The sequence below is a fragment of the Cupriavidus sp. H18C1 genome (assembly GCF_049311595.1).
In the GTDB taxonomy this organism is placed as follows: Bacteria; Pseudomonadota; Gammaproteobacteria; order Burkholderiales; family Burkholderiaceae; genus Cupriavidus; species Cupriavidus cauae.
Genome location: NZ_CP186009.1, coordinates 1991009 through 2009791, shown reverse-complemented (window position 1 = coordinate 2009791; position 18783 = coordinate 1991009). Strand labels below are relative to the sequence as shown.

18 protein-coding genes and 5 pseudogenes are annotated in these 18783 nt (G+C 69.0%); 17 read left to right on the top strand and 6 right to left on the bottom strand.

Annotation, left to right across the window (positions count from 1 at the left end; all coding sequences use genetic code 11):
• Nucleotides 1–104: 104 nt before the first annotated feature.
• Nucleotides 105–1553 (top strand): multidrug transporter subunit MdtD, encoded by a 1449-nt coding sequence (gene mdtD / locus OJJOAM_RS24945; RefSeq protein WP_422650250.1) that lies wholly within the window; start codon nucleotides 105–107, stop codon nucleotides 1551–1553.
• Nucleotides 1554–1622: 69 nt separating this feature from the next.
• Here the strand turns inward: mdtD and OJJOAM_RS24940 are convergent, their stop codons facing one another.
• Nucleotides 1623–1925 carry a hypothetical protein gene (locus OJJOAM_RS24940; RefSeq protein WP_422650249.1) on the bottom strand — a complete coding sequence of 101 codons (303 nt, stop codon included), beginning with the start codon at nucleotides 1923–1925 and terminating at the stop codon, nucleotides 1623–1625.
• A 247-nt stretch (nucleotides 1926–2172) separates the two neighbouring features.
• Nucleotides 2173–2412, bottom strand: coding sequence for a hypothetical protein (locus OJJOAM_RS24935; protein WP_149318102.1), 240 nt, complete (start codon nucleotides 2410–2412; stop codon nucleotides 2173–2175).
• A 151-nt stretch (nucleotides 2413–2563) separates the two neighbouring features.
• Here OJJOAM_RS24935 and OJJOAM_RS24930 point away from each other — a divergent pair, with 151 nt between their 5' ends.
• A complete protein-coding gene (locus OJJOAM_RS24930; protein WP_422650248.1) occupies nucleotides 2564–3703 on the top strand; it encodes an AGE family epimerase/isomerase in 1140 nt (379 codons plus the stop codon).
• Nucleotides 3704–3755: 52 nt separating this feature from the next.
• Here OJJOAM_RS24930 and OJJOAM_RS24925 read toward each other — a convergent pair whose 3' ends face one another.
• The 3 genes from OJJOAM_RS24925 to OJJOAM_RS24915 all read right to left on the bottom strand — a co-directional run bounded on the left by OJJOAM_RS24925 (nucleotide 3756) and on the right by OJJOAM_RS24915 (nucleotide 5537).
• Complete coding sequence (locus OJJOAM_RS24925; protein WP_422651053.1) at nucleotides 3756–4157, bottom strand: hypothetical protein; 402 nt, start codon at nucleotides 4155–4157, stop codon at nucleotides 3756–3758.
• A 96-nt stretch (nucleotides 4158–4253) separates the two neighbouring features.
• A complete protein-coding gene (locus tag OJJOAM_RS24920) occupies nucleotides 4254–4985 on the bottom strand; it encodes an alpha/beta hydrolase (protein ID WP_422650247.1) in 732 nt (243 codons plus the stop codon).
• Nucleotides 4986–5177: 192 nt separating this feature from the next.
• Nucleotides 5178–5537, bottom strand: coding sequence for a hypothetical protein (locus tag OJJOAM_RS24915; RefSeq protein ID WP_422650246.1), 360 nt, complete (start codon nucleotides 5535–5537; stop codon nucleotides 5178–5180).
• 520 nt (nucleotides 5538–6057) lie between these two features.
• On the opposite strand from OJJOAM_RS24915, the gene OJJOAM_RS24910 reads away from it, so the two are divergent.
• From OJJOAM_RS24910 to OJJOAM_RS24885, 6 genes and pseudogenes are all read left to right on the top strand, one after another.
• Nucleotides 6058–6438 carry a hypothetical protein gene (locus OJJOAM_RS24910; protein WP_422650245.1) on the top strand — a complete coding sequence of 127 codons (381 nt, stop codon included), beginning with the start codon at nucleotides 6058–6060 and terminating at the stop codon, nucleotides 6436–6438.
• Nucleotides 6439–6730: 292 nt separating this feature from the next.
• Nucleotides 6731–7288: pseudogene (locus tag OJJOAM_RS24905) on the top strand (TetR/AcrR family transcriptional regulator); the annotation flags it as partial.
• Between the two features lie 218 nt (nucleotides 7289–7506).
• A pseudogene (locus tag OJJOAM_RS24900) lies at nucleotides 7507–8073 on the top strand (histidine kinase N-terminal 7TM domain-containing protein); the annotation flags it as partial.
• Nucleotides 8074–8149: 76 nt separating this feature from the next.
• Nucleotides 8150–8995: pseudogene (locus OJJOAM_RS24895) on the top strand (diguanylate cyclase domain-containing protein); the annotation flags it as partial.
• A 175-nt stretch (nucleotides 8996–9170) separates the two neighbouring features.
• Complete coding sequence (locus OJJOAM_RS24890; protein ID WP_422650244.1) at nucleotides 9171–9797, top strand: LysE family translocator; 627 nt, start codon at nucleotides 9171–9173, stop codon at nucleotides 9795–9797.
• Nucleotides 9798–10218: 421 nt separating this feature from the next.
• Nucleotides 10219–11640, top strand: a complete 1422-nt coding sequence (locus OJJOAM_RS24885; protein WP_422650243.1) for a hypothetical protein — start codon at nucleotides 10219–10221, stop codon at nucleotides 11638–11640.
• Nucleotides 11641–12482: 842 nt separating this feature from the next.
• Here OJJOAM_RS24885 and OJJOAM_RS24880 read toward each other — a convergent pair.
• Nucleotides 12483–12854 (bottom strand): hypothetical protein, encoded by a 372-nt coding sequence (locus tag OJJOAM_RS24880; protein ID WP_422650242.1) that lies wholly within the window; start codon nucleotides 12852–12854, stop codon nucleotides 12483–12485.
• Between the two features lie 16 nt (nucleotides 12855–12870).
• On the opposite strand from OJJOAM_RS24880, the gene OJJOAM_RS24875 reads away from it, so the two are divergent.
• From OJJOAM_RS24875 to OJJOAM_RS24835, 9 genes and pseudogenes are all read left to right on the top strand, one after another.
• Nucleotides 12871–13191: a hypothetical protein gene (locus OJJOAM_RS24875; protein ID WP_422650241.1), complete on the top strand. Its 321-nt coding sequence runs from the start codon at nucleotides 12871–12873 to the stop codon at nucleotides 13189–13191.
• A 168-nt stretch (nucleotides 13192–13359) separates the two neighbouring features.
• Nucleotides 13360–14439 carry an alpha/beta fold hydrolase gene (locus OJJOAM_RS24870; protein ID WP_422650240.1) on the top strand — a complete coding sequence of 360 codons (1080 nt, stop codon included), beginning with the start codon at nucleotides 13360–13362 and terminating at the stop codon, nucleotides 14437–14439.
• Nucleotides 14440–14765: 326 nt separating this feature from the next.
• Complete coding sequence (locus tag OJJOAM_RS24865; protein WP_265635259.1) at nucleotides 14766–15170, top strand: cytochrome P460 family protein; 405 nt, start codon at nucleotides 14766–14768, stop codon at nucleotides 15168–15170.
• 350 nt (nucleotides 15171–15520) lie between these two features.
• Complete coding sequence (locus tag OJJOAM_RS24860; protein ID WP_422650239.1) at nucleotides 15521–15979, top strand: DoxX family protein; 459 nt, start codon at nucleotides 15521–15523, stop codon at nucleotides 15977–15979.
• The gene (locus tag OJJOAM_RS24855) at nucleotides 15940–16332 is read left to right on the top strand and encodes a hypothetical protein (protein ID WP_422650238.1); all 393 of its coding nucleotides are present in this window, start codon (nucleotides 15940–15942) and stop codon (nucleotides 16330–16332) included. The genes OJJOAM_RS24860 and OJJOAM_RS24855 overlap by 40 nt, the downstream gene beginning before the upstream one ends.
• A 15-nt stretch (nucleotides 16333–16347) precedes the next feature.
• Nucleotides 16348–16929 carry an EF-hand domain-containing protein gene (locus OJJOAM_RS24850; protein ID WP_422650237.1) on the top strand — a complete coding sequence of 194 codons (582 nt, stop codon included), beginning with the start codon at nucleotides 16348–16350 and terminating at the stop codon, nucleotides 16927–16929.
• 115 nt (nucleotides 16930–17044) lie between these two features.
• Complete coding sequence (locus tag OJJOAM_RS24845; protein WP_422650236.1) at nucleotides 17045–17926, top strand: DUF692 domain-containing protein; 882 nt, start codon at nucleotides 17045–17047, stop codon at nucleotides 17924–17926.
• Nucleotides 17841–18146 (top strand): annotated as a pseudogene (locus tag OJJOAM_RS24840) (putative DNA-binding domain-containing protein); the annotation flags it as partial. The gene OJJOAM_RS24845 and the pseudogene OJJOAM_RS24840, both read left to right, overlap by 86 nt.
• A gap of 160 nt (nucleotides 18147–18306) precedes the next feature.
• Nucleotides 18307–18708 (top strand): annotated as a pseudogene (locus tag OJJOAM_RS24835) (hypothetical protein); the annotation flags it as partial.
• Nucleotides 18709–18783 lie beyond the last annotated feature (75 nt).

Sequence of the window (18783 nt, the reverse complement as noted above, 5' to 3'; positions counted from 1 at the left end):
CGCCAGAACCTGCACGCCGGAAAGGGCGGGCTCCCGGTCTTGTCGTAGCGCGTTGAAGTGGCGTATCGTGCTGAATTGACTTGTCTCCATGGATTGACAGCCGCATGACGCCCACCCCGGACAGCGACGCGCGCACGCGCAAGGTGATGTTGTGGGTCGTCGCGGTCGGCTTCTTCATGCAGACGCTGGACAGCACCATCGTCAATACCGCGCTGCCCGCGATGGCGGCCAGCCTCGGGGAAAGTCCGCTGCGGATGCAGTCGGTGATCATCGCGTACTCGCTGACGATGGCCGTGATCATCCCCGCATCAGGCTGGCTGGCCGACCGCTTCGGCACGCGCCGGATCTTCCAGCTGGCGATCGCGCTGTTCGTGCTGGGCTCGCTGCTGTGCGCCTATGCGCAGAGCCTGCCTTTCCTGGTGGGCGCTCGCGTGGTGCAGGGCGTCGGCGGCGCGATGCTGCTGCCGGTCGGGCGGCTGGCGGTGCTGCGGACCTTTCCGCGCGAGCAGTTCCTGCAGGCGCTGAGCTTCGTCGCGATCCCCGGCATGATCGGGCCGCTGATCGGGCCGACGCTGGGCGGCTGGTTGACCCAGGCGCTGTCGTGGCACTGGATCTTCCTGATCAACGTGCCGGTCGGGCTGCTGGGCGGGCTTGCCACGCTGCGCTACATGCCCGACAGCCGTCTGCCCGAAACCGGCCGTTTCGACCTCGCGGGCTACGCCTTCCTCGCCACCGCGATGGTGACGATCTCCTTCGCGCTCGACGGCCTGGCCGACTTCGGCTTCGAGCACGCCACCGTGCTGATGCTGCTGATCGCGAGCCTGGCCGCGCTGACCGCCTATGTCCTGCATGCCGCGCGGCGCGCGCAGCCGCTGTTTCCCTTGACGCTGTTCCGCATCCACAGCTTCAGCGTGGGCCTGCTGGGCAATCTTTTCGCGCGCATCGGCAATGGCGCGATGCCGTTCCTGATTCCGCTGACGCTGCAGGTGTGCCTGGGCTATTCGCCGCTGTACGCGGGCCTGATGATGCTGCCCGTGACCGCGGCCGGCATGCTGTCCAAGCGGCTGGCGACCCGCCTGATCGAGCGGCATGGCTATCGTCGCGTGCTGGTGACCAATACCTTCGTGGTGGGCCTGGTGATCGCCTCGTTCGGGCTGATTTCGCCGACCTTGCCGCTGGCCCTGGTGCTGTGCCAGCTGGCGCTGTTCGGCGCCGTCAATTCGATCCAGTTCACCGCGATGAATACGGTCACGCTGAAGGATCTCGGCGGGGCGAGCGCCAGCGGCGGCAACAGCATGCTGTCGATGGTGCAGATGCTGGCGATGAGCCTGGCGGTCACGTCCGCCGGCGCGCTGCTGGGCACCTTCAACCGCGTCTTGCAGGAGCATGCGCAGGCCGGGCCGCTGCCGGCGTTTCATGCGACCTTCGTCTGCGTGGGGCTGATTACGTCGGCGTCGGCCTGGATCTTCATGCAGCTGACGCCGGAGGACGATACCGGCACGGGCCAGGCCACCAGGGAAACGCGCGAGACGGCGGAGGCGGCGGAGGTCTGAGGCCGGAGGCCGGAGGCCGCGGACCGGGCAGGGACGGCGCCGCGTCCGTCCGCCCGCGTTCAGCCGCGTTCAGGATTGGCGTGCCGACGCCGGCAGATGGGCCCGGCGGATATTGGGCGCGCAGGGCGGGATGTCGTGATGCCACTCGCGCGGGATGTCGGGCTCGACATCGAACTCGTTGCGCACGATCGTTTCGATCGCGGTACAGACGCCCACCGTGCCCTTCGGCCCCACGCAGACGAGGCTGCGCGGATGCTCGGCATGGCGAGGCACGGCGTACACGTGCATGCCCTCGCGATAGAGCGGATGGCTCGGCAGCCGCGCATTGACCATCTCGACGAAGCGGCGCGGACTGATGACTGGCTTTTCCATGGCGGTCTCCCTGCGAGCGGAACAGCCTCTCTTGCCGGTGCGCCGTGGCGCCGGTGGCGAGTGGGTTCTCCCGTCGTGGTGAGAGTCGGTCGGATCGGGTCCGGTGAGACGCCGAGGGCGTCTGCGCCCAGCCGGCAAGGTGCCGTCAAGCCAGGTTGCGAGCGCGCAGCAGACCCGCGCCGGGCGAAGGGCCCGACGTCTTCAGGGTAGTGCATATCGGCCGGCGTGCAAGCGCCGGCGCCGCGACTCAGTGCTCCGTCGCGATGCGGGGACCGTTCAGCAGCCGGTTGCATTCGGCCCAGCCGGCCGCTTGCGCCTCCGCCTGCGTGGGCCACTCGGCGTGGGCCTCGATGATGCAGTCGCAGTCGGCGCTGCCGCAGTGTTCCTCGAGCACCATCTGCCAGGTGTAGGCCTGCGGCTGCAGCTCGATCACGTGCAGCACCACGGTGCGGTGCTGGTCCGACAGGGACAGGGATGTGTTCGGCATGGCGGGTTCCCCCCTTGCTACCTCGATTCATCCTAGCAGTTGGACGCGGGGATTTCGGGCCGGTGGCACAGTGAGGCCGCCGCTTTCGTTTCGTGGGCATTTACAGTATCTTCTGCGCTTGCCCGTGCCCGCCGCCGATCCCTCTGCCTCGATGAGCCGCATTTCTTCCTCCGCCGCCCGTTCCGCCACGACCATCCCGGGCCTTGGCAGCGCCATCGCCGCGCTGCTGGCGCACTACGACACCACGGTGTTGCCGCTGTGGACCGGCCCCGGCTGGCACGAATCGATCGGGCTGCCCTACGAGGCCCTGGCGGGGCGCGATGCCAGCCCGCTGCCGGTGCAACGCTTCCGCGCGATGGCCTGCGCGCGGCAGCTCTACGTGTTTTCGCGGCAGCCGGACGGCCTCGCGCACGCCGATACGCTGTTCGCCGCGCTGCGCCAACGGTTCGCCGATCCTGACGGAGGCTGGTACTACAGCGTCGGCGCCGACGGCGCGCCGCTCGATGCCAGCAAGGACCTGTACACGCACGCCTTCGTCGTGTTCGCCTGCGCTGCCTACTGGCGCCGCAGCGGCAATGCGGATGCCCGCGCCGTGCTGGACGATACGGTCGCGCTGATCGAGGCGAAGTTCGGCATTCCGGGCGGCCTGTACCACGCCGCGCTGGCGCGCGACTTCACCGTCGAGCGCGACGCCGTGCTGCAGAACCCGGTGATGCATTTGACCGAGGCCTATCTGGCCGCGTACGCGGCCACCGGCGACGAGTGGTACGCGCAGCGGCTGCGGGAGATCGCGCAGCAGGTCCAGCGCACCTTCGTCGATCCGGCGAATGGCTGCATCGCCGAGCTGCCGCTGGGCGCGCCCGACAACCGGATCGAGCCGGGCCATCAGTTCGAGTGGTATTCGCTGCTGGCGATGGCGCCGTCGGTGTTCGGCGCGTGCGAGCTGGCCGAGTCGCTGACGCGCGGCTGTGCCTTCGCGCACCGGCATGGGGTGGCACCCGGCACGCAGGGCGTTGCCGCGGCCCTCGATGCCGACGGACGCATCCTCGATGCGACGCAGCGGATCTGGGCGCAGACCGAATATGCGCGCGCGCTCGCACTGCGCGGCGACGTCGAGGGCCGGGCCGCCCTGGCCCAGTGGCTGGCCGCGTTCCCCGGCCGTTTCCTGCATGCACGCGGCTGGCACGAGTGCATCGGTCCCGACGACGCGGTGCTGCGCGACGAGATGCCCTCGACCACGCCATACCATCTGGCCACCGCCTACGAGGCGCTGCGCGAGCTCGTCGATTGAATCCCGTGCTGCCCGTGCTGCCCTTGCTCTCCGGTGCGGTAGCGCGGCCCGCTCAATCCTGCACGCCGTTCTCTCGCAGCAGCCGCTCGCACTCGTCGAGCATGTCGTGCGCGAAGGCCGACTGATAGTTCGGGTCCAGCGACTCCATCATTTCATGCGCGGCGTACAGGCCCGCCGAGCGCGACAGCGTTTCCGCGAGCTGGCGTGCGAGCTGGTCGCTCAGTTCCGACAGCAGCCGGCGCTCGGTCAGCGCCAGTTGCAGCCGCGAACGCGACAGCCATTGCGCGGCCAGCGTGGCGGCCTGGGCGTCGGTCATCCATTTGCCGTGCTCGTAGTAGGCCGACAGGCGTTCGGCGGCCAGCGCGAACAGCAGCGCCTTGCGGGTATTGAAGTCGAGCAGGGGTGCGGAGGGGAGCGGGGGGACGCGGGGGAATCGCTGACATCGGAAACGAATCGGATTGGCACGTGCGGGCAGACACGACGGACGCGACGGACGCGACGGACGCGACCACCCAACGGAAATGGCGCAGTCAGGCCATGGTGGACGGCATCAAGCCGCCGAACCGGCGCCGGCCGCGGCGAGGCGCTGGCCGAGCCAGACGCCGATGTCCGCGATCTCCTCGAGGCAGACCGAGTGCGGCATCGGATAGGTCTGCCACGTCAGCGGATAGCCGCGTTGCTGCAGCAGGTCGCGCGCCTGCGTGCCCAGGGTGAGCGGCACGACGTCGTCCTGCGCGCCATGCGCGGCGAAGATCGGCGTCGCGGCGTTGGCCGGCGCGGCCTCGGCGTCGAGCATCGTGGGCGAGGCCAGATAGGTCGACAGCGCGATGATGCCGGCCAGCGGCTCGGGATGGGTCAGTCCGGCCAGATACGCCATCGCGCCGCCCTGCGAGAAGCCCGCCAGCACGATGTGCGAACTCGGGATGCCGCGCGCGTTTTCGCGGGCGATCAGCGCCCGGATCGTGTCGCGCGATGCGCGGATGCCGCTCTCGTCGGCATGGCGGCGCGCATCGTTGAGCGAGACGATGTCGTACCAGGCGCGCATGATATAGCCGCCGTTGCAGGTCACCGGAATCAGCGGCGCGTGCGGAAAGATGAAGCGCACCGCGGCGCTGGGCGGCAGCCCCAGTTCGGGCACCACCGGCACGAAATCGCCGCCGTCGGCGCCCAGGCCGTGCATCCAGATCACGGCAAAGCGCGGCTCCGGCGCGGTTTCGATTTCGATCGGGGCGTCGGCGGAGGATTCGGCGGCGGATTGAACGGCGTGGAAGGCTTCGGTCATGGCAAGGCGCGGGGATCGACGGCGCGCTGGGGGAGGGGACTGGACGGCATCGGCAAGGATGGCGTGCGGCACCTTCGGGGGAACGCCGGCATCCGCACTTTGCAAATGCAACGGCGCCAGGCGGCGCGGCTGCGCAGTATCGCACAGAAGCGGCGGGCGCCCGCCGCGGGGCGCGCCGCCAACAGCAAGGGATCAGGCCGCGGACGGCACGATCGGCACGGTGGTCAGGCCGGGCGCGATGCGCGAGGGCTGCGTGGCAGTCTGCGACGGCACCGGCACGGTGTGCGAGCCAGCGGCCTCGGTCCGATCGGCCTGGTCGGCGTGCTCGGCCGCCGCGGCCTCGCTGGCGCGGCGTTTGTCGACGACTTGTTCGACTCCGGCGGTGGCGACCTCTTCCAGGAAGCCGACCATGTCGCGGTAGTAGTCGACCTGCATCTGCGCCTCGAGCAGGCGCCGCTCGGCCTGGAACAGCGCGAGCCGCATGTCCTGCAACTCCTTGGCGGCGATCTTTTCCGGGCTGGGCGCAATGAACAGTGATGCAAGCGAACGCATGGCGGTGTACCTCCCGTACTGGATTCGATGATCCTTGTGGTCGAAAAACCTCTCAGGCCATGCGATCCAATATAGACGCCAATGCACCTCGGCCATGTGCGGCGCACCGCATCCGTCGCGGATCGCCCACAACCACGCGCCATGACGGATTGTCGGATCGCGGCGGGGCAGGGTAGATTGTCGGATGTGCCGCACCTTGGCACGCCGATTTATGAACTTGGCTTCACGTGGCGCTTCGTGGATGCGGGTCGCATCAGGGGCGCCTGAATATTTTCCTTGACTATCTATCTATCGGTAGATAACATGCAGGACATGGAACCCGCAGTGCGTTGACGAAATCGACGGACTCCTGGTCCATCAGCATTACCGAGCCGCCGAGGCTATTTTTTTGACAGAGGCCATCTATCTACGAGTAGATACCGATGCCGGAAAAAGCGCCGATGCACCCGTTGCCGGGGCTGACGCAGGAATCAAGGGACTACCACCTGCCTGCGCGCCCACCGAAGCCAGGAGAACCATCATGCAAGCCAAGTTCGCCAAGACCCTGATTGCCATCGCCACGGTCGCCGCCGCTAGCGTCGCCGGCCAGGCTGCCGCCGCTTCCGCGGGCAGCGTGCCGGCCGACCGCTACGGCTACGAACTGCGTACCGGCAAGTTCGACCCGTACAGCGAGGGCGCCCGCACCGGCAAGTTCGACGTCTACAGCGAAGGCGGGCGTGCCGGCAAGTTCGATCCGTTCACCGAAGGCGCCCGCGTCGGCAAGACCGATCCGTTCACGGACAGCTTCCGCAGCGCCGGCCTGGATCGCAGCGGCGTGTCCGCCTCGCCGTCGCGCCGCTTCGATTCGTACACCGACGGCGCCCGCAGCGTGGACGCCTACACCGACGGCGCCCACGCCTGACGGGAGCGGCGGGGCAACCCGCTGCGCGCTCATCGTGGCCGGGCCGCCAGCACCGCGGCTTGGCTTGTTTTCAGGAGTCGATCATGGGAATTCGCGACAGTGTTCTGATTGTGTCCGGTTGGCTGTTGCTCTGCGGGGCAAGTGGTTGGCTCGTCACGGCGATCGCGCAAGTCTTGCCCGCTTGATGCCGGGCAATGGCTCGCATCTTGCATGACGCTTGGACGACGGGCATGCCCGCAATCCGGGGCTATCCCTCATTGCTAACCTATCTGTTGGTAGATAAAGTGGCGTCATGAAAGCGCAATCCGTCCGCGAGCAACTGCTCGACCACACCTTCGCCTTGATCCGCCGGCGCGGTTTCAATGGGTTCAGCTATCGCGACCTCGCCGACCTGGTCGGCGTCAAGACGTCCAGCATCCACTATTACTTCCCTTGCAAGGAAGACCTGGCGCTGGAAGCGACCAAGCAATACACGGCCAGGATCGCCGAGGAACTGAGCCATATCGACCCGGCGCTGAGCCCGCTCGAACGCGCGGAGCTCTACCTGAATGGCTGGCGCCGCAAGCTCGATCCGGACCAGATCTGCATGTGCGGCATGCTGGCGACCGAGACCGAGTGCCTGCCGGAAGCGGTCCATGCAGTGCTGAAGGATTTTTTCCTGCTGCACGAGCGCCTGCTGACCGGCATGATCGAGCAGGCACGTGCCGAAGGCGCACCGGCCCAGCCGATCCCGGCTTCCGAGCTGGCGATGGTGATCTTCGGCGCGCTGCAGAGCGGCCTGATCTCGGCGCGCCTGTTCCGTTCGCCCCAGCGCTGGGAAGCCGCGGCGCAGATGCTGCTGGCCGCGGTCGGCAAGCCCGCCGGCGCAACGGCGGCCGCCGAGCAGCCGGCCGAAGCCCCCCGCAGGTTGAGCGCGGCGGCGCCCAACGCCGACCTCCAGTGCCGGCGCCGGTCGTTCGCGACCGGCCGTCCGGTGCGACCTCGGGTCTGCCACCCGACAGACCTCGATACCCACTCCTGTGCCGCGGCGGTTGCCCACTCGGGCCAGCCGTGCTGCAATCCTGCCCGATGGCGATCTCCCTGCTGATTCTGCTGATGGCCGGCGCACTGTTGGTGTGCGCCGCGATCGCTGTCGCAAGTTGGCCGCGGCGCGACGATCCCACCGTGCGGGCCTTTCTGCTGCTCACCGTCGGCGCCGGCATCTGGTGTGCTGGGCGCATGCTGGAAATCCAGGCCCCCAACGTCTCCGAACGCCTCGTCTGGGCCAAGCTGCAATATCCGGGCATCTTGATGGTGCCGGTGGGCTGGCTGCTGTCGGTCGTGCGGCTGACGCGTCCCGACCATGTGGTCGGCCGCGGCTGGCTGACGATGGCGCTGGCGGTCAGCATTGCCACCATGGTGCTGGTGCTGACCAACGAGCGCCACGGGCTGGTCTGGCCGCAGGTCCAGTGGTTCGGGGGCGAAGGCATGCATACGCGTGCCGTCTTCTCCCACGGTCCGGCCTATTGGGTCGTGGCCGCCTACAGTTACGGGCTGCTGCTGGCGAGCCTGTATTTCCTCGCGATGGCGCACCCGCGCGGCAAGCTGTCGCGCGGGGGCAGGGCGCTGCTGATCGCCGGGCTGCTGCTGCCGGTGCTGGCCAACGTCGCCTATCTGCGCGGCTGGACCACGCCGGTCGGCGGCGACCTGACCCCCCGCGACGTTCTCGGTGATGGCGCTGCTGGTCTGGCTGTGCGCGCTGCGACCGCATCTGGGCGACGTCGGCCACTATGCGCGGCTGCGCGTGTTCGACGCGCTGCGCGAAGGCTGCGTGATCGTCGACGACCGCGACCGGATCGCCGATCTGAACCGTACCGCCCAGCGCATGCTGCCCGGACTGCGGCGCGGCGATCCCGCGCCCGCCTCGTGGCTGGCGACCCGCCCGTATGTCGCCGGCGTGCCGGACTACGAGCTGACGGTCGAGCCGGTGCGCAATCTGGAGGAGCGCGTCATCGGCCGCATCGTCTTCGTGCGCGATGTCAGCGCCTTCCGCACGCGCGAGCATGCGCTGGTGGAGGAGAACTCCAATCTCGCGGTTCGGCTCAACGAGACCGTCGACAAGTTGCTGCGCATCGAAGGCGATCTGTATCGCGACCCGCTGACCGGCCTGTTCAACCGGCGCTTCTTCCAGCGCGAGGCCGGGGTCCTGCTGGCCGCGGCGCAGGAGCGCGGCACGCCGCTCGGCCTGATGCTGATCGACATCGACTTCTTCAAGCAATACAACGACATCTACGGCCATCTGCGCGGCGACGAATGCCTGCGCGCGATCGGCGCGACGCTGGCGCAGACGCTCGACGAGGCGGCCAGTTTCTGCGCGCGCGTCGGCGGCGAGGAATTCGCCGTGGTGCTGCACCAGGCCGATGCGGATCGCACCCGTGCCATCGGCATGCGCATGCTGCAGGCAGTGCGCTCGCTGCAGATGCCGCATGTGGGCGCGGACCCCTCGCATCCATTCCTGAGCATCAGCGTCGGCGCGGTCTCGCGCATTCCGGACTCGCCGCTGGTCGAGGAACTGGTGGCGGCCGCCGACGTCGCGCTCTATGCGGCCAAGCGCGGCGGCCGCAACCGGCTGGTGATGGCCGGCGGCCAGGCCGTCGCGCCCCCCAACCGATTCCGCGCGCCCGCTGGTCTGACGGCGCCGCCGCACCTCGAGCCTTCCAGCCTTCCAGACTTCCAGACTTCCAGGAGACAAGATGCCCACGCTCGATACGCTGGTCGCCTTCTTCGGCATTGCCGTGCTGCTGGGCCTCGCGCCCGGGCCGGACAACGTCTTCGTGCTGCTGCAGTCCGCCATGCGCGGGCCGCGGGCGGGTTTGACCGTGGTGCTGGGCCTGTGTACCGGCCTGCTGTTCCACACCGCCGCGGTGGCGCTGGGACTGGCGACGTTGTTCGCGGCGTCGGCCACCGCCTTCACCGTGCTGAAGATCTGCGGCGCGCTGTACCTGGCGTGGCTCGCGTGGCAGGCGTTTCGCGCGCCGGTCGACGCGCCGGTGCAGGCCGGCGAGCGGGCGGGCAACGGCTGGCAGATGTATCGGCGCGGTGTGGTGATGAACGTCACCAATCCCAAAGTCGCGATCTTCTTCCTGGCCTTCCTGCCGCAGTTCGTCTCGCCGGCGCAGGGACCGATCGCCATGCAGATCGCGGTGCTCGGCGCGGTCTTCATGCTGGCCACGCTGCTCGTGTTCGGCGCCATCGCGTGGTTCTCGGGGCTGTTCGGCACGTTGCTGCTGCGCTCGGCGCGCGCGCGGCGGGCGCTGAACTGGTTCGCCGGCACCGTCTTCGCCGGTCTGGCGGTACGGCTGGCGACAGCGCAGCGCTAGCGGCAAGCGTCGGGGACAGCAGCCGTCATGCACTGCGACTCGGCGTCGCAGAGGCTGTCTGTATAGATTCCGAAACATTGCCTCGAAGGGCGGCGACGAGATTCTATAGAGCCGGATCAGCCTCGACAGCAAGCTCGCACGGAAGCGCTACATTGCGCCATCCCGCTCGACTGCCGAGGCGACCGCCATCGTGTTTCCATTCTCCTTTCCCTCCTTCGGCCGTCCTCCCGGCGAGCCGTTCGTCCGTTCCGAACCGGGGCAATCCCGCGGTGCTGGCCAGCGCGCCGAACCGGCCCTGGACTCGATCCATCCCTGCCTGGCACTGGGCCTGCACCAGCCACCGCTTCCGCAAGAGCCCGTGCCATCGCACGTCCCGCTCGATGCGCCCGATCCCGCCAGCCATGTCGACGCGGCGCTGAGCTTGCTGCGCCGGCACACCGGCGTGCCGCTCGGCGAGCGTGTGGCCACGGGCCTGCCGAGCGATCGCTCTGCCGCCATCGCGTTGCTCGACGCGCTGTTGGCCGATGGCAAGCCGCCCGGTCCGCTCGCCTCGTCGAGCCCGCTTGCGGCCTCGGAACCCGGGCGCAACGCGATCGCGCAGGCGCTTGCGCTGCGCGACCGCTTGCACAGCGACGCGTCCGCCGACGCCGCCACACTGCAGCGCGCGGTGGACGAACTGGTCGGCGCGCTGGAGGCGATGCCCTACGGCCGCGAGCATGCCGCGCTGCGGGAGCAGGCCGATGCCGCGCTTCGCGCGATCGTCGGTGGTCCGCCATGGGACCTTGTCGCAATGATCAACAGCGACCGGCTGCCGGATCGCCAGGCGGCCGCCAGGCAGATCGACACGCTGCTCGCGCATGTCGAGGTGCTGGCAGGCGGCGGGCAAGCGCCGCCTGCCGACCGCTTTCCGCCGGCACTGCGCGCCGCGCTGCACCGGCTGGTGCTCGAGGGCGGCCACGGACTGAGTCCCGCGCAGCGCCTGGCGCTGCGGCAGTGCCCGGTTCTCGGCCCGGAACTGGAGCCGATGCTGCAAGCGGGCAGCACGTTCTCGAGCGTGGCAACGAACACGCTCGACCGATTCTGTCGGCATGCCGGCCACTGTGCGGCCGACGCGAGCCGGCACGCCGGCGATGCTGTCCTTCTCGCGGAACTCGCTGCGCTTGGGGCCAGTGCCCGCAAGCTCGCCAATAGCGCACGGCCACCGATCGGCGATGCGGTTCGGGCCGGCACCGGTTCCGATCGTTCCACTGTCGGCGGCGCGCAGGAGAGTCTGCTGCAGGACGCGCTGGCGACGCGGCTGCAGGCGTTGAAGCCGAACGACATCGCCAATCTGCATCGCTGGATGACGACGCCAACCATGCTCGCACTGCGCACCATGGTGCAGCGCTCGGCGCGGGCCAGCGAGCGCCAGGACACGGGCACGTCGCGCGCTGCGAGCGCGCTCGCCGGCCAACGTCGGCTGCTGGGCGACTGGATGGCGGCCTATGACCAGTTGTCCGCCTTGCTCGCGATGCGCATGGCGTTGCAAGAGGAGCCTGCTTCGAAGCGCGAAGCAGGAAAGAAGAAGACGAAGGCTGGAGCAACGCCCACACCGGGCGCCAGCGACGCCAAGACAAGCGCCGCCGGCAAGGCGCCCGCCGCGGACCAGGGCGTCGCCCATGCAGGCCCGGCCGATTCCGCTTCGGGGCAGCCAACGGACGGCGCGTCATCGGCATCCGCCCAAGCGGCAGCGGTCGCCGCGGCGAACGTCCTGTTCCGGCAGCTGTTCGCCACCGACCCCCGCGCCGGCGACCCCGGCCGAATTGCCGCTCGATTGGGTCCGGGCCTGAACCAAAACACATGAGCAGTAGGGACGCGGCCTCGATGGGCTGCGTGGCGTGCCGTTTTTGACTGGTTTGTTTGCGGGGGATGGGATGTTGCAAGTCGTGTTCAGATTCTTCGGCCCGTGCCTGGGCATCCGGTACAAGACGCGGCCCGAAGCCGCCCCATCTCCGCGCATTGCATGCGGTGCGCCGGGCGCGCGGATCAGCCTCTGGTCCCGGCTTCTGCGCACGTTGTTCTTCTGGCGCGGCCCGCGCGTGGGAACGGAACGCCGCCGCCAGCAGCCGGTGCCGCGAATTACCTACGTTCCCACGCCACCGCCCTTGTCCGATCAGGATACGGCGAAGTCGATCGCCGAGAGGCTGGCGCCGATGCCGCCCGCTGCGCTCGCCGCATTCTGTAGCCGATGCAGCAGGGAAACCCTGCAGGCCATGGTGGACTGGTGCCAGGACCCCCGCAACGATGCCGCAGCCGACGCCGGCAACGACCCCGCTGGGGGGCGATGCGGCCGCGACAACGGCGGCGAGGGCCATGATCGAGGCGACGGCAAAGGAAGCCCTGCGCAGGTTCGAGCCGGACGGCATCGTTCCTCCGGCCGGTGTCAGTCACGTGTCCACCCAGCTGCTCCGAGAACTTGCCAGGATACGCGACGGCGAGGGCGTCCTGGATCTTGCGCGTCTGCGCGATGACTGGGTCAGCCCGCGCCCGCGCGATCGCAAGTTTGTGGCCGGCGGCCAGCATGCCGCGGACACGTTCGACATGTTCCGCCGCTCGGTCGAGGCGTTGTGCCGCTTCGCGATGGCGGATGGCGAAGCGGCGCTCACGCAGGCATTCGCCGCGAAATGGGCAAAGGCCGCGCAAGCGCTATGCGAGGAGTTGGAAACGCGCCAACTGACCGTGACCGACATGACCCGGCATGCCGATGCGCTGCGCGTGCTCGAGCGAGATACCGCGTTGGCGCTGATTCGCGCACAGCTCGGCATTGCGCCGGAAGCGCCGCCGTCGGGTTCGTCCAGCGCCGCCAGGCCGGACGAGGCCGCGGCAGCCGCCGCAGCCGAGCCTGGCCGCGTGGAAGCGGTCGCCTGCAGCGGTCCACCGCCGGCCGCCATGCAGACATTGACGGACCTGCTGCTCGATCCCGGCAGCGATGCCGACCGGATCGGTGCCGCCCTCGACTCGCTGGTCCACAACCTGCGTACGCTGGCGCCGCAACGCCCGGGCGAAGGGGGCGCTCACGGAGATCGAGCGGCGTGTGGACGATCTGCTCGCGCGTGCCGGCGGCCGCCTGAGCGAGCCGCAATTGCATCGTCTCGGCGACGCGCTGCAGCGGCTGGATCTGAAAGCCTGGGGCACCTGCCGCAAGCTGCTGGACATCCGGGAGGCGCTGTACGAGGCCGGCAAGCAGGCCTTGCGCGATGCCATGGCGGGGATGGCCGGCGTGCGGGCCCGGCAGTCCACCGTGCGCGCGCAGGCCCAGCAGATCTGGCAGAGCATCGGACGGGTCGATGCCGCGGCGGCACGGGGCGCCGGCCCCTCCGGCGCGGTCCGCGCCGATGGTGCCGTCCTCCGTTAGGACCGGCCACGTCTAACCATCACGCCGTCCGGCGGCGAGTTTTGTATCGCCGTGTATCGACCCCGTCGATCGATACACGGCGATGCGAGAGCGGCGGGATTCGGACATGCCGCCGATACCGCGCCGGAGTCCACTGGCGTTTCCCACCTACCTGTCGGAGAAACGACCATGTCAAATTCGGTGAACGCACAACGCCGCCGCTTGCTCGGCTCTACCACGGTACTGGCCGGCATCGGCCTGCTGGAACTGGGCCTGGGCAGCGCGGCCCGGGCACAGTCGCCACAGTCCGGACCGTCGACGCAGTCGGCGCGGCCGGCCGCCACCGGTGCCGAGAAAGCACCGGGTGCCACGTCATTCGGCCCCATTCGCCAGATCGCCGCCGGCACGTTGAACATCGGCTATGCGGAGGCCGGGCCGGCCAACGGTCCGGTCGCGATTCTGCTGCACGGCTGGCCGTACGACATCTACAGCTTCGTCGAGGTCGCACCGCTGCTGGCGGCGGCCGGCTATCGCGTGATCATGCCGTACCTGCGCGGTTACGGCTCGACCCGCTTCCTGTCGGCCGAGACGCCGCGCAACGGCCAGCAGGCCGCGCTCGCGCTCGACGTCATCGCGCTGATGGATGCGCTGAAGATCGACAAGGCCATCATCGCCGGCTTCGACTGGGGCGCCCGCACCGCCAATATCGTCGCTGCGCTGTGGCCCGAGCGCTGTCTCGGCCTGGTGTCCGTCAGCGGCTATCTGATCGGCAGCCAGGAGGCCAACCGCAAGCCGTTGCCGCCCCAGGCCGAGCTGCAATGGTGGTACCAGTTCTACTTCGCCACCGAGCGCGGGGCCGCTGGCTATGCGGCCAACCTCGATGGTTTCAACCGGCTGATCTGGCAACTGGCCTCGCCGCAGTGGCAGTTCGATGACGCCACCTACCGCCGTTCGGCGCAGTCGTTCGACAACCCCGATCACGTCGCCATCGTCATTCACAACTATCGCTGGCGTCTCGGGCTGGCCCAGGGCGAGCCGCAATACGATGCGCTGGAGAAGCGCCTGGCGGCCGCGCCGAAGATCTCCGTGCCGACCATCACGATGGAAGGCGACGCGAACGGTGCCCCGCATCCGAAGCCCGCCGCCTACGCCGGCATGTTCACCGGCAAGTACCAGCATCGGGACATCGGCGGCGGCATCGGCCACAACCTGCCGCAGGAAGCGCCTCGCGCGTTCGCCGACGCGGTGTTGCAGGTCGTGCAGCTCTGAGCGGGAGGGGATCTCGCATGCAACGTCTCCGACTACCCACGACCCTCGCCGGGCTTACGCTGCTCGCCTGCGCCGCCGTCGGCCAGCCGACCCTGGCGCAGCCATCGGTCCACGGCGCGCGCGACACCGCGCAGCCAGCGGTCCATGCCGCCAGCGACACCGCGCAGCAACAGACCGGCAAGCAGCCTGCCGAGCATCAGACCGCCCAGCAGCCCGCCACCAAGCAGCGCGTCCAGCAGCCGACCGCCACGCAGCCAACCGCCACGCAGCCGACCGCCACACAGCCGACCGCCACACAGCCGACCGCCAAGCCCTCGGCCTCCCCCATCTATGGCGTCACCATTCCCCACGGCTACCGTAAATGGCAGTTGATCGCACCCGCCGAAGAGGCCGCCCCGCTCGATGAGCTGCGTGTGGTGCTGGGCAACCCGGAAGCGATGGCGGCCATCGAACGATCCGCGAAGCGCTTCCCGGACGGGGCCGTGCTGGTCAAGCTGGCCTACAAGCGCAAGCCATCGCCCGACTTCGAGCCCGCGACGATACCGGGGCAGCCGACCACGGTGCAGGTGATGGTCAAGGACTCGCGCCGGTATGCGTCGACCGGAGGCTGGGGCTTCGGCCGCTTCGTCAACGGCGTGGCGGTGGACGCGGCCCAGCATCAGACCTGCTTCGCCTGCCATGCGGCCCGCGTCAAGGACCGCGACTACGTGTTCACACGCTTCGCGCCGTAGCCGCGGCTTCGGCTGTGCCCCGTGGTGCCCGATCCGGATTTGCCTGTTGCGTTGGCAGGCCAATCCGGATTTTTTTGCCATCGGCAAGCGCATCGGTGCATCGGTGCATCGGTGCATCGGTGCATCGGTGCAACGGTGCAACGGTGCAACGGTGCGACTGCCGCGAACCGTGGAGAACGACCGCGGACCGCGAACCACCGAGAACGCCCGCGCTTTGTATTGCACTGTATCTGCCACCGCCCGCGATGCAACTCCGTGACAATCCCGCGCGCCGGCAAACACATCCGCGATACACGCCCGCCCTGAAATGGCGACATCGAATCCACGACGCCATTTCAAGGGAGCGCACTGTGCAAGACCGGCCCATCCCCATCCCGCTGACAACCCGCCTCGATACCGTCGGCCACTGGCTGGCGCCGCTCGGACTGCGCGCGATCCTCGCCTGGGAGTTCTTCGAGTCGGGCCGCGAGAAGCTGCTCGGACAGAACTGGTTCGACCAGCTCGCCGGGCAGTTCCCGCTGCCGTTCTCGCTGCTGAGCGCCAACCTCAACTGGACGCTGGCGACCTGGCTCGAACTGCTGGGCGCCGTCGCGCTGCTGCTGGGCCTGGGTACGCGCTTCGTCGCCTACGCGCTGATCGTGCTGACCGTGGTCGCGACCTACGCGGTCCATTGGCCAACGGGTGGGCGAGCCTCGCCGAGCTGTGGCAGGGCTACGCCGTCACCGACAAGGGATACGGCAACTTCAAGCTGCCGTTGTTGTATGTGCTCATGCTGCTGCCGTTGCTGCTGCGCGGTGCCGGCCCGCTGAGCCTGGACGGCCTGCTGATGCACCGGCGGACGCATGGCAACGCGCTGCCCGCCGCCGCCAACCATGCCGGCCATGCCGTCTGGTCCGCCGTGCTGATCCTGCTTGGCCTGCCGCTGGCGCTGTTGCTGCCGTGGGCCGGCGGCGCGCTGATTGTCATCGGCATCGCGTTGGCCGCGCTGTGCCGGGCGAGTGCCAGGGCCAGGGCCAGGGCGGGGGGCCTGATGGTCTGGCCATCCGGCCGATCGATACGCGGCACTTCCCTGCGCAAGCCCGCCATACCCGGCACCACCCCAATTGACACGATTTCGTTCGCCACACCCCGTGGCACAGACCCGCACGTCCGCGTGCATTGACTCAGGAGATTCGCCATGTCACAAGCTCATTCCTCCCGCAAGACGACGCTCGGCCTGCTTGGTGCCGCGCTGGCCGGCAGCGTGCTGCTGAACGGACCGGTCTTCGCCATGCAGCCGCTGGCGCAGGGCTATCTGGTGGCCGCGGCCGACGGCAAGGCCGCCGAAGGCAAATGCGGCGAAGGCAAGTGCGGTGCCGACACGACGCGCGCACCGCGCGGCGCGAAGAAGGGCGCGCAGGCCGAAGGCAAATGCGGCGAAGGCAAGTGCGGTGCCGACACGACGCGCGTGTCGCGCGGCGCCAGCAAGGGCGCGCAGGCCGAAGGCAAGTGCGGCGAGGGCAAGTGCGGTGAAGGGAAATGTGGCGAAGGCAAGTGCGGCGACGCCTCCTTCGGGCGCACCGATACCGACAAGAACGGCCTCGTCTCGCGCGCCGAGTTCCTGGCGGTGGCGCCCACGCGCGCCGCGGAGTTCGACAAGATCGACACCAGCCACGACGGCAATATCTCCGAGGCCGAGGCCTACGAGTATCTGCGCGCCACCTACCAGGCCAACGGCAAGCCGGTACCGAAGAACCTGTTCGCCAAGCTGAAGAAGTAGCCCTCCCGTGCGGCCGCGCCGCGCCGGATCGAACCGGTGTGGCCCGGCTGCGCAAGCCCTGCATCGGGCCTCCCGGTGGCCCATGCCCCCCAAACGATCGCCAAGGAGATCCACCGTGCCGGTGCCGATCCGTTCGTCCGTCCTGTCACCGCGCTCCGCGCCCACCGCCTGCGTCGGCCTCGGGCTGCGCCGGGCCCTGATCCCGCAGCTGGAGCAGGCGCCGCCCGGCGATTTCGATTTTCTCGAGCTGGCGCCCGAGAACTGGCTGCGCGTCGGCGGCGCCCATGGCAAGGCGCTGGGCCGTCTGGCCGAGCGGTATCCGCTCTACTGCCATGGACTGTCGCTGTCGCTCGGCGGCATCGCGCCGCTCGATGAAGGCCTGCTGTCCGAGATCCGCGGCTTCCTCGATGGCCATCGCGTGCCGCTCTACAGCGAGCACCTGAGCTACTGCACCGACGACGCGCATCTGTACGACCTGCTGCCGCTGCCATTCACGGAGGAGACCATCGAACATGTCGTCGCCCGCATTCGCCGGGCACAGCAGATCCTCGACAGGACGATGGCGATCGAGAACGTGTCGTACTACGCCGCCCCGCGGCAGGACATGGACGAGGCCGCCTTCACCAATGCGGTGCTGCGCGAGGCCGACTGCGCCTTGCTGCTGGACGTCAACAATGTCTACGTCAACGCGATCAACCACGGTTTCGATCCCTATGCCTTCCTCGATGCGCTCGAGCCGGGCAGGGTGGCCGCCTATCACGTGGCCGGCCACTACGACGAAGCCGACGACCTGAAGATCGACACGCACGGCGCCGCGGTCAAGGCCGAGGTATGGGCGCTGCTGGAATACGCCTATGTCCGCTTCGGCGTCCATCCCACCGTGCTCGAACGCGACTTCAACTTTCCCGACTATGCGGAACTCGCCAGGGAGCTGCGCCATATCCGCGAGCTGCAGGCCCGTGCGGGTGGAACCGCGAGGAGAATCGCCCATGGCTGAGATCGCGCGCACTTCATTGCAGCAGCAGCTGGCGCTGACCCGCCACCTGCGCGATCCGGCGCGCCATCCGTCGCCGGCGGGCATGGACCCGGCCCGCGTGCGGATCTATCGCGAACTGGTGACCGGCAACCTGGTGTCGCTGCTGGGCGGGACTTTTCCCGTGCTGGTGTCGTTGCTGGGAGCCGAACATTGGCGCTTGCTGGTCGAGCGCTTCCTGCGCGACCACCGCTCGCATACGCCGCGCTTCGGCGAGATTGCGGAGGAGTTCGTCGCCTTCGTCGACGCGCTGGATCTCGAGTCCTTGCCGGCGCCGATGCGGCGGCCGTTCCTCGCCGAGCTGGCGCATTACGAGTGGGTCGAAATGGCGCTGCTGCAGAGCGATGCGCAAGCGCTCGGAGCGGACCTGTCCAGCCCTGCCGGGGCCTCGACCCGGGTCCCAGCCCGGGCCACAACGCGGGCCACAACGCGGGCCACAACGCGGGCCACAACGCGGGGCCCAACGCAAGACCCAACCCGCGCTCCGGCCCTGGACCGCCCGCTGCAACTGTGCCCGCTGGCCTGGCTCCTGGCCTATCGCTGGCCGGTGCATCGGCTCGGACCGACGTATCGGCCGTCGCAGCCCCCCGGCCCTGGCAACCTTTCTGCTGGTGCGCAGGACCGCCGACGACGAGGTGCGATTCTCGGAACTGAGCCCGCTCGCCTGGCAGCTGCTGCACGAGATCGGGCAGGCGGCCGGTTCGGTGACCGCCGACAGCCTGCTGCACGAACTGGGGCGTCAATGCGGCGTGCCGGACTTGCCGTCGTTCGTCGCCGCCGGCATGGCGCTGCTCAACGACATGCACGCCGACGGGATCGTC